General features: G+C 66.3%; 12 protein-coding genes. 6 read left to right on the forward strand and 6 right to left on the reverse strand.

Features of this window, described 5'->3' with window-relative positions:
• Window positions 1-84 precede the first annotated feature (84 nt).
• Complete coding sequence (trxA, locus tag ACN20X_RS22970) at window positions 85-417, forward strand: thioredoxin TrxA (protein WP_016447450.1); 333 nt, start codon at window positions 85-87, stop codon at window positions 415-417.
• 267 nt (window positions 418-684) lie between these two features.
• Window positions 685-1,947: a transcription termination factor Rho gene (rho, locus tag ACN20X_RS22975; protein WP_016447451.1), complete on the forward strand. Its 1,263-nt coding sequence runs from the start codon at window positions 685-687 to the stop codon at window positions 1,945-1,947.
• A gap of 66 nt (window positions 1,948-2,013) precedes the next feature.
• Here rho and ACN20X_RS22980 read toward each other — a convergent pair whose 3' ends face one another.
• Window positions 2,014-3,423: a CoA transferase gene (locus ACN20X_RS22980; protein WP_016451344.1), complete on the reverse strand. Its 1,410-nt coding sequence runs from the start codon at window positions 3,421-3,423 to the stop codon at window positions 2,014-2,016.
• Between the two features lie 100 nt (window positions 3,424-3,523).
• Here ACN20X_RS22980 and ACN20X_RS22985 point away from each other — a divergent pair, with 100 nt between their 5' ends.
• The 4 genes from ACN20X_RS22985 to ACN20X_RS23000 all read left to right on the forward strand — a co-directional run bounded on the left by ACN20X_RS22985 (window position 3,524) and on the right by ACN20X_RS23000 (window position 8,336).
• Window positions 3,524-4,717, forward strand: coding sequence for a citrate/2-methylcitrate synthase (locus ACN20X_RS22985; RefSeq protein WP_473209943.1), 1,194 nt, complete (start codon window positions 3,524-3,526; stop codon window positions 4,715-4,717).
• 114 nt (window positions 4,718-4,831) lie between these two features.
• Window positions 4,832-5,077 carry a type B 50S ribosomal protein L31 gene (locus tag ACN20X_RS22990; protein ID WP_012206708.1) on the forward strand — a complete coding sequence of 82 codons (246 nt, stop codon included), beginning with the start codon at window positions 4,832-4,834 and terminating at the stop codon, window positions 5,075-5,077.
• A 155-nt stretch (window positions 5,078-5,232) separates the two neighbouring features.
• Window positions 5,233-6,972, forward strand: coding sequence for a hypothetical protein (locus tag ACN20X_RS22995; protein WP_016447454.1), 1,740 nt, complete (start codon window positions 5,233-5,235; stop codon window positions 6,970-6,972).
• Entirely contained in the window at window positions 6,969-8,336 is a 1,368-nt protein-coding gene (locus ACN20X_RS23000) for an MATE family efflux transporter (RefSeq protein ID WP_016451342.1), read from the forward strand. Before ACN20X_RS22995 ends, ACN20X_RS23000 begins: the two co-directional genes overlap by 4 nt.
• A gap of 28 nt (window positions 8,337-8,364) precedes the next feature.
• On the opposite strand, the gene phoR is transcribed toward ACN20X_RS23000, so the two are convergent.
• From phoR to pstA, 5 genes are all read right to left on the reverse strand, one after another.
• Window positions 8,365-9,759, reverse strand: a complete 1,395-nt coding sequence (phoR, locus tag ACN20X_RS23005; protein ID WP_016447456.1) for a phosphate regulon sensor histidine kinase PhoR — start codon at window positions 9,757-9,759, stop codon at window positions 8,365-8,367.
• 120 nt (window positions 9,760-9,879) lie between these two features.
• Window positions 9,880-10,575, reverse strand: coding sequence for a phosphate regulon transcriptional regulator PhoB (gene phoB / locus ACN20X_RS23010; RefSeq protein ID WP_016447457.1), 696 nt, complete (start codon window positions 10,573-10,575; stop codon window positions 9,880-9,882).
• Window positions 10,576-10,595: 20 nt separating this feature from the next.
• Window positions 10,596-11,297, reverse strand: a complete 702-nt coding sequence (gene phoU / locus ACN20X_RS23015) for a phosphate signaling complex protein PhoU (protein ID WP_016447458.1) — start codon at window positions 11,295-11,297, stop codon at window positions 10,596-10,598.
• 13 nt (window positions 11,298-11,310) lie between these two features.
• The gene (gene pstB / locus ACN20X_RS23020; RefSeq protein ID WP_016447459.1) at window positions 11,311-12,093 is read right to left on the reverse strand and encodes a phosphate ABC transporter ATP-binding protein PstB; all 783 of its coding nucleotides are present in this window, start codon (window positions 12,091-12,093) and stop codon (window positions 11,311-11,313) included.
• Between the two features lie 38 nt (window positions 12,094-12,131).
• Complete coding sequence (gene pstA / locus ACN20X_RS23025) at window positions 12,132-12,995, reverse strand: phosphate ABC transporter permease PstA (RefSeq protein ID WP_034347746.1); 864 nt, start codon at window positions 12,993-12,995, stop codon at window positions 12,132-12,134.
• Between the last annotated feature and the right edge of the window lie 13 nt (window positions 12,996-13,008).

Raw genomic sequence — 13,008 nt, forward strand, 5'->3', positions numbered from 1 at the left:
CAGGTGATAGGTTTCTGTCACAATCATTTCGCGGTGCGGATTTTCCTGCGCCTTCCTCATTGCGAAAAATCAAGGACATCACCCATGGCCAGCGAACTGATCAAACACATCTCCGACGCAAGCTTTGAAGCTGACGTCTTGCAACCCGGCTCCACGGTGCTGGTCGATTACTGGGCCGAATGGTGCGGTCCCTGCAAGATGATCGCCCCCATCCTCGACGAAGCAGCCCAGACCTACAAGGACAAGCTGTCCATCGCCAAGATGAATGTGGACGAGAACCGCGAGATCCCGGCCAAGTTCGGCATCCGCGGCATCCCCACGCTGATGCTGTTCAAGGACGGCCAGCTGGCTGCCACCAAGGTCGGCGCCCTCAACAAGGCACAGCTGTCTGCTTTCCTAGACCAGCACCTGGCCTGATTCTCATGGCTGCCCCCTACACCGGGGCAGCCAAACATGCGGCCCGGCGCTGACCGCTGCACCGCATCGCACTGGCGCACAAACCCTGCGCCAGCGCAAATTTCCCTATGACCTGCGGATTTTTTCCTGTCATAATGCCCTTCATCACCGGCCTTATGCATCGAAGGCCGCGCTGAGACCCTCAGGCAAGCCAGCCCACTTCCACAGTGTTTCGCTTGGCTCAACGCCTCCCCCTGGTTTCTTTCCACTCCGTTCTGGAGTCTCTCCATGCACCTTAATGAACTCAAGGCACTGCACGTGTCTGAAGTCCTGAAGCAGGCCGAAGCGCTTGAGATCGAAAACGTCGGTCGCATGCGCAAGCAAGAGTTGATGTTCGCCATCATCAAAAAGCGCGCCAAGGCCGGGGAACAAGTGTTCGCCGACGGCGTGCTGGAAATCCTGCCGGATGGTTTCGGCTTCCTGCGCAGCCCCGACACCAGCTACACGGCCAGCACCGACGACATCTACATCTCGCCCAGCCAAGTCCGCCGCTTCAACCTGCACACCGGCGACATGATCGAAGGCGAAGTGCGCACGCCCAAGGATGGCGAGCGCTACTTTGCCCTGACCAAGCTCGACTCCGTCAATGGCGGCTCGCCCGAGCAGAACAAGCACAAGGTGCTGTTCGAGAATCTGACCCCCCTGTTCCCCACCCAGCAGCTGCGCCTGGAGCGCGAGATCAAGGGCGAGGAGAACATCACCGGCCGCATCATCGACATCATCGCCCCCATCGGCCGCGGCCAGCGCGCGCTGATCGTCGCGCCGCCCAAGAGCGGCAAGACCATGATGATGCAGAGCATCGCCCACGCCATCACGGCCAACCATCCCGACGTTCACCTGATGGTGCTGCTGGTCGATGAGCGCCCCGAAGAAGTGACCGAGATGCAGCGCTCGGTCAAGGGCGAGATCATCGCCTCCACCTTCGACGAGCCCGCCACGCGCCACGTGCACGTGGCCGAGATGGTGATCGAGCGCGCCAAGCGCCTGGTCGAACTCAAGAAGGACGTGGTCATCCTGCTGGACTCCATCACCCGCCTGGCCCGCGCCTACAACAACGTCGTGCCCTCGTCGGGCAAGGTGCTGTCGGGCGGCGTGGACTCCAACGCGCTGCAGCGCCCCAAGCGCTTCTTCGGCGCGGCGCGCAATGTGGAAGAAGGCGGCTCGCTGACCATCATCGCCACGGCCCTGGTCGATACCGGCAGCCGCATGGACGAAGTGATCTTCGAAGAGTTCAAGGGCACGGGCAACAGCGAACTGGCCCTGAACCGCCGCCTCTACGAAAAGCGCGTGTTCCCCGCCATCGAACTCAACAAGAGCGGCACGCGCCGCGAAGAACTGCTGCTGGCTCCCGAGATCCTGCAGAAGACGCGCATCCTGCGCCAGTTCATGTACAACATGGACGAGATCGAGGCCATGGAGCTGATGATCAAGAACATGCGGGCCACCAAGACCAACGTGGACTTCTTCGACATGATGCGCCGCGGCGGCTGATCTCAGAGATCCAGCCCACGGCACCTCTGCGAACGCCTCGCTCACGCGGGGCGTTTTGCATTCAGTTCACCATGCAGCGGCAGCCGTACCCAGGGCGCAAGCCGCACGCTCCCAGTGCATGGGAGCGCCCGCCACCTCCACCGGCGCCCGCAGGCGTCGCGCGGGCCCCCAGGAAGTGGCCTCGACGGCCGCGCCGAAATCCGCACAACCGTCCACCGGCGCCAGCGTGCAGGGGTCCGGATCACCGACGCCCTGCCCCGCCAGGAGATGGGCCGTGCGCGCCAGCGAGGCGCGCACCGTGCTTCCGCCCAGCCCCTGGCTGCGCCGCACCAGCGCCATCACCACGGCGGCCGCCATCAGATAACCCGTTGCATGATCCAACGCCTGCAGCGGCAACGGCATGGGCCGGTCGCGGCCCAGCCGGTGCATGCCCGCATCGGCAATGCCGGCGCTCATCTGCACCAGACTGTCGAAACCGCGCCGCTGCTGCCAGGGCCCGCTCCAGCCATAGGCATTGAGCGACACGTCGATGAGCGAAGGATTCACCTGCCGACGCCACGCGGCACCGAATCCCAGGCCTTCCAGCGCGCCGTCCCGGTAGCCATGGACCAGCACATCGGCCCCGGCCAGCAGTTGCTCGAACACGGCACGATGCTGTGGCGCCCGCAGGTCCAGCCGGGCACAGCGCTTGCCCAGCGTGACCTCGGGCACCGTGCCGGGCTCCTCCCAGCCCGGCGGATCGATGCGCAACACCTCGGCGCCGTGACCCGCCAGCCATCGCGTGGCAGCGGGGCCGGCCAGAATGCGCGTCAGGTCCAGCACGCGCAGCCCCTGCAGCGGCCGTCTGGCCGATGGCTGCCAGGCACCCGCATGCCGGCTCGATTGCGGATGCGGATGTGGATGCATCTGCCACGCCAGCAAGGGCTCCCGCTGCACTGCGCGACCCTGCGGGTGCGCGGCCCATTCAGACAGCCCGCGCATGGCTGCGGCACAGCCGCCTTGCGCCACAACGGCCGACTCCAGTTCTTGTGCTGCCCAGCGCTCGACCGCGGCAGCCACGGCCTCGCGTTCGGCGGGCGCATCCAGAACGGCCAGTGCCGCTGCACGGTGATGGGGCGCATTGGTATGCAGGCGAATCCAGCCGTCCGCCGTGCGGTAGTCGCCGGCCACGGAATCCCACAGCGCGGGCATCTCCCAGCCCTGCGGATGCAGGCTATGGCCAAACCACAAGGAGGCAAGCCTGCGATCCACCACCACACGCGGCGCTGCAGCGTCGAGCTGCGCGATCAACTCGGATAGGCAAAGGCCTGCCACGCCCAGGCTGGCGGCCGCCAGATCGGAGACCGGGAACACGGAGGCCAAGGACCCACGACCTCGCTGCTCCAGACGTTGGAGCGCCGCCGGATCACCATCCAGCGCCTCCCAGATCTGGCCGGTGCAATGGTCGAAAGCGCAGGGAAAAGGGAGACGGGACATGGAGCACTCCTGGCAGCTGAAACAAGGCTTGGAGTTCGCACCATAGGTTCCTGGTAAATATTGTCAATATTGATTCAATTAATCAACATATGATCGACCCATGCCCGACTACCTGAACTCCACCGAGGCCACCGCGCTGCTGGGCGTGAGCCGTGCCACGCTGTACGCCTATGTCAGCCGAGGCCTGCTGCAGGCTCACGCCGCAGACACGCCGCGCCAAAGCCGCTACCTGCGCGAAGAGGTCGAGCAGCTCGCACGCCAGCGCGGCCAGGGCCGCAAGCCGCGCGAAGTGGCGCAGGCCGCGCTCAGCTGGGGCCTGCCGGTGCTGGAGTCCTCGATCACATTGATAGAAAAGGGCCGCCTGTACTACCGGGGCGAGGACGCCGTGCATTGGGCGCGAACCCGCACGCTGGAGGAGACAGCCGCCCTCCTGTGGCAATGCCCGACCCAGGCAGCCTTCGCTGCAAACGCCGTGGAGGCCGCGCCTTTGCTGTCCGACCTGCAGCAGCGCATGGCAGGCCAACCGTGCGAAAACACATTGCTGCCCCTGTTCACCGTCGCCAGCGATGACACGGCCACCGCGGCCTGGCAGCAATCACCCGAACGGCTGGCGGCAGGCTGCGGTGCGCTGTTGCGCCTGCTGGCTGCCTGCCTGCTGGGCACCGTGCCGGACAAGGCCGCCATCCATCTGCAATGCGCACGGGCCTGGAAGCTGGACGCGCCAGGCGCGGACCTCGTGCGCATGGCTCTGGTGCTGTGCGCCGACCATGAACTCAACGCATCAGGCTTCACGGCGCGCTGCGTGGCCTCCACGGGCGCAAGCCTGCGCGCTGCCGTGGTGGGAGGCCTTGCCGCCTTGACAGGCGGGCGCCACGGCGGCACGACCGCGCGCGTGGAAGCGCTGTGGGACGAGGTGGGCGAGCAGCAGATCGCCACCCGCCTGCGCCAGCGTCTGGCGCGCGGCGAATCCCTGCCCGGCTTCGGCCACCACCTCTACCCAGATGGCGACGTGCGTGCCGCCCTGCTGCTTGACATGCTGCCGGCGCATGGCCCGGCAACGATGCTGGCCAAGGAGGTGATGGCGCTGACGGGGCAGGCGCCTTCGGTCGATTTCTCGCTGGTGGCCCTGCGACGGCATCTGCAGCTGCCGCCGGGCAGCGCCTTCGGTCTGTTCGCGCTGGGCCGCTGCGCCGGCTGGCTGGCGCAGGCGCTGGAGCAGCGTGCCACCCGGCAAATCATCCGTCCGCGCGCGGCGTACACGGGCCCCAGGCCTGCGGGTTTGGCACGGAACTGAGCACTATGCGATAATGCAGGGCTTTTTCTTGCGGAAAGTACGCTTGATTTGAACCGCTACAAAGGTTGCAGCGGGTCAGGCACGGCTACCGCACTTGCATCAGAAGGAAAGATCATGAAAGAAGGCATCCACCCCAACTACCGCGAAGTGCTGTTCGTGGACCTGTCCAACGGCTTCAAGTTCGTGACCCGCTCCTGCGTGAACACGAAGGAAACCGAAACCTTCGAAGGCAAGGACTACCCCCTGTTCAAGCTGGACACCTCGTCCGAGTCGCACCCCTTCTACACCGGCACGCAAAAGTCGGTGGACAACATGGGCGGCCGTGTGGAGCGCTTCCGCAACCGTTTCGGCAAGAAGTAAATCCTGCTTCTCCGGCCAGAAGGGCAGCACGGGCAACCGCGCTGCCCTTTTGTTTTTCGCAGTCCGGCCAATCCATGCCGGCCAGGCATGCCCCATTCTTTTCGAGGCCCTTGCTTCGCGTATTCTTGCGCCCTCCGTTGCAGAAAGTCCTGTGAGTGAACCAGCCCACCCCTGCCATCGTTGCCCAAAGCGCCGTGCGCCGCCTGCCGCGCTGGTCGCTGCTGCTGCTGTGCCTGGCCTACGTCGTGCCCGGATATGTGGGGCGCAGCCCCTGGCGCATGGCCGACATGGAGGCCTTCGGCTACATGCGGGAGCTGGCCCTGGGCCATACCTCCTGGCTGGCACCGCGCATGGCGGGGCTGCTACCCGAATCCGAAGGCCTGCTCTCGTACTGGCTCGGTGCGCTGGCCATGCAGGGAGCACCTTCCTGGCTGCACCCGGAGATGGCAGCACGCCTGCCCTTCATCGCCATGCTGGTGATCACGCTGGCGGCCACCTGGTGGGGCGTGTATTACCTGGCGCGCACACCGGGCGCACGCCCCGTGGCCTTTGCCTTTGGCGGTGAGGCCCAGCCTACCGACTATGCGCGCGCCATGGCCGACGGAGGGTTGCTGGCCCTGGTGGCCTGCCTGGGCCTGGCCCAGCTCTCCCACGAAACCACCAGCTACATGACCCAGCTGGGCTGCGCGGCCCTGCTGTTCTTTGCCGCCGCCGCCATGCCCTACCACGGCCGCACGGCCACGCTGGCATTGCTGCTGGGCCTGCCCGGCCTGGCACTGAGCGGCGCGCCGACCGTGGCCACGCTGTTCGGCCTGGGCGGTACCGCCATGGCTTTCTTCTCGCGCACCTGGGGCGACGAAGCCACGCCCGCCCCACGCGCATCACGCCTGTGGACCGTGCTGTGGCTGGCGGTGACGATCTTGGCGGCCGCGCTGTCCTGGTGGCTGGACCAGTGGGCCTGGCGCGTGGTGGACAGCGGCACTGCCAAGGAATGGCAAAGCCTGGTCAGGCTGCTGCTGTGGTTCAGCTGGCCCGCCTGGCCGCTGGCACTGTGGACGCTGTGGGTCTGGCGCCGCCAGATCGCCACGCCCCGGCGCTATCCCCATCTGGCGCTGCCGCTGTGGTTTGCCATCATTCCGGTGATCGCTTCGTTGAGCACGCTGCCAGCAGACCGCGCCCTGCTGCTGGGCCTGCCCGCCATCGCCACGCTGGCGGCCTTTGCCCTGCCCACGCTGCGCCGCAGCATCAGCGCCCTGATCGACTGGTTCACCCTGCTGTTCTTCAGCGCCGCGGCCATTGCCATCTGGGTGATCTGGCTTTCGCTGCAGACCGGCATTCCCGCCAAGCCCGCCGCCAATGTGGCAAGGCTGGCCCCGCAGTTCACGCCGGAATTCTCGGTGCTGTCCTTCGCCGTGGCGGTGGCCGCCACCCTGGCCTGGTGTGTGCTCGTGGCCTGGCGCACCTCGCGCAACCGTGCGGCCATCTGGAAGAGCCTGGTGCTGCCCGCCAGTGGCGCCACGCTGGCCTGGCTGCTGCTGATGACGCTGTGGCTGCCGCTGATGGACCATGCGCGCAGCTTCGAGCCACAGATGCGCCTGGTACTGGCCGAACTGCCCAGGGACGGCAGCTGCGTTCAAACCTATGGCCTGCCGCGCGCCCACATTGCCGCGCTGCGCTACTACGGTGACATCGATACCCAGCGCCTGAGCATGGCCGGTGCCGCGCGCTGCGACTGGATGGTGGCCGAGGAAGAAACCTGGCTGGATCCTCACAGCGCACGCCTGCAGGCCACCTGGGAGACCGTGGCCCGCGTGGTACGCCCCACCGACCGCAAGGACTTCCTTCTGGTCTTGAAACGCAGGCCTGAGGCGAGGCCCGTCCAGGTCAAGCCATGAACCTGCCAGCGCACGCCCCCCTGAGCGCAGAGCGACGCACCATTGCCCAGCATGCCTTGACTGTGCTGGCCGGGCAGCTGGCCGTGATGGCCTTCGGCGTGACCGACACCATCGTGGCGGGCCGCTATTCAGAGGAGGCGCTGGCGGCGCTGTCCGTGGGATCAGCCATCTTCGTGAGCGTCTACGTCTCGCTGATGGGCATTTTCCAGGCCCTGCTGCCGCTGTGGGCCGAGCACCGCGGCGCCGGACAGCCCCAGGTCATAGGCCGCACGCTGCGGCAGGCCATGTACATGCTGCTGGCGGCCTGCGCCGTGGGCATGGGCGTGCTGCTGTTTCCCGATGCACTGCTGCGCTGGGCCGATGTTCCGCTGCCGCTGCAGGTACAGGTGCGGGCCTATCTCTCGGTGCTGGCCTGGAGCCTGCCGGCCGCCCTGCTGTTTCGCATCTACAGCACGCTCAACCAGGCGCTGGGCCACCCCTTGCTGGTGACCTGGCTGCAGCTGGTGTCGCTGCTGATCAAGATCCCTTTGTCCATCTGGCTGGCCTTTGGCGGAGCCGGCCTGCCGGCCTTGGGCGCCGAAGGCTGCGCCTGGGCCACGCTGATCGTGAACTACGCCATGGTCGCGCTGGCCTTGTCTTTGATGCGCAGCCAACGCCTGTACGCACCGCTGGCGCTGTGGCAGCGCATGGAGCCGCCGGACTGGCCCCAGCTGGCGCAGTTCGCGCGCCTGGGCATTCCGGCGGGACTGGCGATTCTGGTGGAGGTGACATCGTTCACGCTGATGGCCTTGTTCGTGGCGCGCCAGGGCACGCTGGCCTCGGCCAGCCACCAGATCGCCGCCAACCTTGCGGCGCTGTGCTACATGGTGCCTCTGTCACTGGCCATTGCCACCAGCGCACGGGTCAGCTACTGGCGCGGCGCCGGCGACGAGGTCACGGCGCGGCGCCTGGTCGCCATGGGCTGGCGACTGGCGGCAATGGGCGGATTGGTGCTGGCCTGTGCACTGTTTCTTTCCCGCGAGGGCCTGGCCCGCATCTACAGCGGCAACCCCGAGGTGGTGGCCATCACCGCCAGCCTGCTGGCCTGGGTGGCTGCCTACCATGTGGCGGACGCCATCCAGACTTTCTGCATCTTCGTGCTGCGCTGCTACCGCATCACCGTGGCGCCACTGGTCATCTATTGCCTGCTGCTATGGGGTGGCGGTCTGGCCGGCGGATACTGGCTGGCCTATGGCACGGACAGCGTCCTGCCCGCCTGGCTGCACCCGGGCACGCCCGCCCCCTTCTGGGCCGGCAGCGCCTGTGCGCTGCTGGTGACCGCAGTGGTGTTCAGCGCGGTCGTACGCAAGGCCACAAACCGCTGAGCGGGTAGCGGCCATCCGTCAGAGCGCGCTATGCGGCGCGGCTGCCCCGGCTGTCGCTGCTGTCACGGGCCTCGGGCGCAGGAATGCGCACCCGGCTGGCCGGAAAGGTCACCGAAAACTCCGATCCCTGGCCCGGCGCGCTGGTGATGCCCAGCTTGGCACCATGGCGCTGCAGCACATGCTTGACGATGGCCAGGCCCAGGCCCGTGCCGCCGGTATCGCGCGAACGGCTGCGGTCCACGCGGTAAAAGCGTTCCGTCAGGCGCGCCAGGTGCTTGGGCTCGATCCCTGGCCCGGAGTCCTGCACGGCAAAGCGTGCCGATCCATCGGGCAAGGTCTCCCAGGTGACGTCGATGCGCCCGCCTGCCGGTGTGTAGCGCATGGCGTTGGCCAGCAGGTTGGAGAAGGCGCTTTGCAGTTCGGCGCTGGCGCCGGCCACCTCGCCGGCCTGCGCCAGCATCTCGGCCGACGGAAAGCTCAGCGCATGCGGCAGGGATTGCTTGCGCGTCAGCATGGACGACAGGCCGCGCGCCTCGTTTTCGCAGCGCTGCATGAGCTGGGCCACGGGCACCCATTCGTTGCTGCTGGGCAGCGGACTGCCCTCCAGGCGCGACAGCGCCAGCAGGTCTTCCACCAGATGCTGCATGCGCTCGGCCTGCTGGGCCATCAGGCCCAGGTAGCGGTTGCGTTCCTCGGGCTCCAGCGGCAGGTTCTGCAGCGTCTCGACAAAGCCCACGAGCACGGTCAGCGGCGTGCGGATTTCATGCGAGACGTTGGCCACGAAGTCACGGCGCATGGCCTCGGCCTGCTCCACCGCGGTCACATCGCGCGCCAGCAGCAGCTTGCGCCCTTCGCCATAGCCGTACAGTTGCACCGACAGCTTGACGGGGCGCGAGGCCGTGCTTTCGCGGCCCTGCATGACCAGATCGCGCGAGAAATCCTGGGTGGCGAAATAGGCGCTGAACTCGGGGTCGCGCACCAGGTTGCCAATGCTTTGCAGCAGGTCGCGTTCGGCATCGAAGCCGAACTGGCGCGCCGCGATCTGGTTGCACCATTCGATGCGGCCGTCGGCATCCAGCAGGACCACGCCGTTGGGACTGGCCTGCAGGGCAGAAAGAATGTCATTGAGCCGCTGGTCGCCCTGCTGCACCTGCTGCACGCTCTGGCGCAGCCAGCGGCGCATGCGCACGCTGGCTTCTCCCCAGATGCCGCTGAGTTCAGGCGCCTCCCGCAGCTCCGACTGGCGCAGCCAGGACAGCAGGCGCATGGCGTTCCAGCTGTCCACCAGCCACCAGATCCAGCCCGCGCACAACGCACCCGCCAGGGCCGCCACGGCCTGTGACGCCATGCCGGGGCTGGAGGCCGCCATGGCGCCCCACAGCCACCATCCCAGCAATGCGCCCGCGATCTGGGACGCCAACAAGCGAAAACCTCGCCAACCCATACTTGCGCCTTCTTTGCGTTGTATTCGCTGCCTGGGGCAGCGGCGCCCGGGCATGGCCTGCGGGGGCCATGCGTGGATTCATTGGAACGCAGGACCGCCTCAGGCCAGCGCCTGCGCGCTGAGCCGGTAGCCGGCGCCCCGCACCGTTTCGATCAATGCACCGGCCATGCCCAGCGCCTCGCGCAGCCGCTTGACGTGGACGTCCACCGTGCGCTCCTCGATGAAGACGTGATCGCCCCAGACTTTGTCCAGCAACTGGGCACGGCTGTGCACACGCTCGGGGTGCTTCATCAGATAGTGCAGCAGCTTGAACTCGGTGGGGCCCACCTTGATCATGTCGCCCTGCCAGCTCACGCGGTGCGCGGCGGCGTCGAGCACCAGCTCGCCGATGCTGACCTTGTCCTGGATCTGCTCGGGCGCGCGGCGCCGCAGCACGGCACGGATGCGCGCCAGCAGCTCCTGGGTCGAGAAAGGCTTGGTGATGTAGTCATCGGCACCCGCATCGAGCCCCGCCACCTTGTCCGGCTCATCGCCGCGCGCCGTGAGCATCAGGATGGGCACGGCCTTGGTGCGGCTGTCGGCGCGCCACTTGCGCGCCAGGGCCAGACCGCTGGCACCGGGCAGCATCCAGTCGAGCAGGATCACGTCGGGCAGCACGGCATCGAGCTCGCGCTGCGCGGTCACGCCGTCCTCGGCCCAGACCGGCTGGAAGCCGTTGTGCCGCAGGTTGACAGCGATCAGCTCCGCGATGGCGGGCTCGTCCTCGACGATAAGGACCATGGGCATCTTCTTCATCCGTTGTTCGCCTCCGGCACTTACAGCACTGCCGACTCGATGGCATCCATGGTCTGGTGGCGGACATCCTTGCCCTCCACCAGATAGATGATCAGCTCGGCCACATTCTTGGAGTGGTCACCGATGCGCTCAATGGCCTTGGCCAGGAACAGCAGGTCCAGGCTGGCGGAGATGGTGCGCGGGTCTTCCATCATGTAGGTGATGAGCTTGCGCACGAAGCCGTCGAACTCCTGGTCGATCAGGTCATCTTCCTTGAGGATGGCCACGGCCGCCTTGGTGTCCAGGCGCGCAAAGGCGTCCAGCGTCTTGCGCAGCAGGCCCGAGGCCATCTCGGCCGCAGTGCGCAGGTCGCCCGTGGGCAGGGAGCGTGCGGCGCCGCTTTCGATGATGGACTTGACCATGCGCGCCATCTTGTGCGCTTCGTCGCCCATGCGCTCCAGGTTGGCCGTGGCCTTGGAGAAGGCGATCAGCAGGCGCAGATCGCGCGCCGTGGGCTGGCGCCGGGCAATGATGGACGACAGTTCGTGGTCGATCTCCACTTCCATGGCATTGACGCGCTTTTCTGCGGCATCGACCTGCTCCACGGCCTCGATGCTGAAGCGCGACAGCGCATAGACGGCCTGGCGGATCTGGGACTCGACCAGGCCGCCGAGTTCCATGACGCGCGCCGAGACGCGGTTGAGTTCGCTGTCGAACTGGCTGGAAAGATGTTTTTCGGTCATCGATGGCTCCTGCTCAGCCGAAGCGGCCGGTAATGTAGTCTTCCGTTTCCTTGCGCTGGGGCTTGAAGAACATCTGCTCGGTGTCTCCGAATTCCACCAGGTCGCCCAGGTACATGTAGGCCGTGTAGTCGCTGCAGCGGGCCGCCTGCTGCATGTTGTGCGTGACGATGACGACGGTGTAGTCGTTCTTCAGCTCGGCAATCAGCTCCTCGATCTTGGCCGTGGAGATCGGGTCCAGGGCCGAGCAGGGCTCGTCGAGCAGCAGCACTTCGGGCTTGATGGCAATGCCGCGTGCAATGCACAGGCGCTGCTGCTGGCCACCGGACAGGCCCGAGCCGCTTTGCTGCAGCTTGTCCTTGACCTCGCCCCACAGGGCCGCCTTGCGCAGTGCCCATTCCACACGGTCGTCCATGTCGGAGGAGCTGAGGTTTTCAAACAGCTTCACGCCGAAGGCGATGTTGTCGTAGATGGACATGGGAAACGGCGTGGGCTTCTGGAACACCATGCCGACCTTGGCACGGATCAGCGCCACGTCCTGCTTGCTGGTCAGCAGGTTCTCGCCGTCCAGCAAGATCTGGCCTTCGGCGCGCTGCTCGGGATACAGCTCGAACATGCGGTTGAAGGTGCGCAGCAGCGTGGACTTGCCGCAGCCCGACGGGCCGATGAAAGCCGTGACCTTCTTTTCGGGAATGTCCAGGTTGATGCCCTTCAAGGCGTGGAACTTGCCGTAGTAGAAGTTCAGGTCGCGCACCGTCAGCTTGGAAGAGGTCAGCGCGCTGGAAGAGGTCGCAGTCATTGCGGAATCCTTGTCCTGGTTGATTGCTTGTTGCTGCATTACTTCTGGCGTGTCAGGAAACGCGCCAGGATATTGAGACCGAGCACCGCCACGGTGATCAGGAACACACCGGCCCAGGCCAGTTGCTGCCAATTCTCGTAAGGGCTCATCGCGAACTTGAAGATGGTCACCGGCAGGCTGGCCATGGGCTTGGACAGGTCGGCATTCCAGAACTGGTTGTTCAGCGCCGTGAACAGCAGCGGGGCGGTCTCGCCGGCAATGCGGGCCACGGCCAGCAGCACGCCGGTGATCACGCCGGCGCGCGCTGCACGCAGCGTCACCATGATGATGACCTTCCACTTGGGCGTGCCCAGCGCGTAGGCGGCTTCGCGCAGGCTGGCAGGCACCAGCACCAGCATGTTCTCGGTGGTGCGGATGACCACGGGAATCACGATCAGCGCCAGCGCCACCACGCCCGCATAGCCGGAAAAGCTCTTGAAGCGCGCCACGACCACGGTGTAGACGAACAGGCCGATCACGATGGACGGCGCCGACAGCAGGATGTCGTTGACGAAGCGTGTGGTATTGGCCAGCCAGCCACGCGCATCGTATTCGGCCAGGTAGACACCGGCCATCACGCCGATGGGCGTGCCCACGAACGTGGCCAGCGCCACCATGATCAGCGAGCCGAAGATGGCGTTGGCAATGCCACCGGCCTCATTGGGCGGAGGCGTCATCTCGCTGAACAGTGCCAGGCTCAGGCCGCCGATGCCCAGGGTGATGGTCTCCCACAGAATCCAGATCAGCCAGAACACGCCGAAGGCCATGGCAGCCAGGGACAGGGTCAGCGCCACCTGGTTCACACGCTTGCGCTGGGCATACTTGGCCTGGCGCACGCGCGACAGCTCGGCGGCATTGATCATCTTGGTGGAGGTG

The organism is Delftia sp. PX-1, assembly GCF_055797465.1.

Excerpts from the sequence above, each read along its gene's own strand:
- ACN20X_RS23000 (WP_016451342.1), top strand. The coding sequence starts at position 6,969 with ATGAACCTGCCAGCGCACGCCCCCCTGAGCGCAGAGCGACGCACCATT.
- ACN20X_RS22985 (WP_473209943.1), top strand. The coding sequence starts at position 3,524 with ATGCCCGACTACCTGAACTCCACCGAGGCCACCGCGCTGCTGGGCGTG.
- ACN20X_RS22990 (WP_012206708.1), top strand. The coding sequence starts at position 4,832 with ATGAAAGAAGGCATCCACCCCAACTACCGCGAAGTGCTGTTCGTGGAC.
- phoU (WP_016447458.1), bottom strand. The coding sequence starts at position 11,297 with ATGACCGAAAAACATCTTTCCAGCCAGTTCGACAGCGAACTCAACCGC.
- pstA (WP_034347746.1), bottom strand. The coding sequence starts at position 12,995 with ATGATCAATGCCGCCGAGCTGTCGCGCGTGCGCCAGGCCAAGTATGCC.
- pstB (WP_016447459.1), bottom strand. The coding sequence starts at position 12,093 with ATGACTGCGACCTCTTCCAGCGCGCTGACCTCTTCCAAGCTGACGGTG.
- trxA (WP_016447450.1), top strand. The coding sequence starts at position 85 with ATGGCCAGCGAACTGATCAAACACATCTCCGACGCAAGCTTTGAAGCT.
- phoB (WP_016447457.1), bottom strand. The coding sequence starts at position 10,575 with ATGAAGAAGATGCCCATGGTCCTTATCGTCGAGGACGAGCCCGCCATC.
- rho (WP_016447451.1), top strand. The coding sequence starts at position 685 with ATGCACCTTAATGAACTCAAGGCACTGCACGTGTCTGAAGTCCTGAAG.
- ACN20X_RS22980 (WP_016451344.1), bottom strand. The coding sequence starts at position 3,423 with ATGTCCCGTCTCCCTTTTCCCTGCGCTTTCGACCATTGCACCGGCCAG.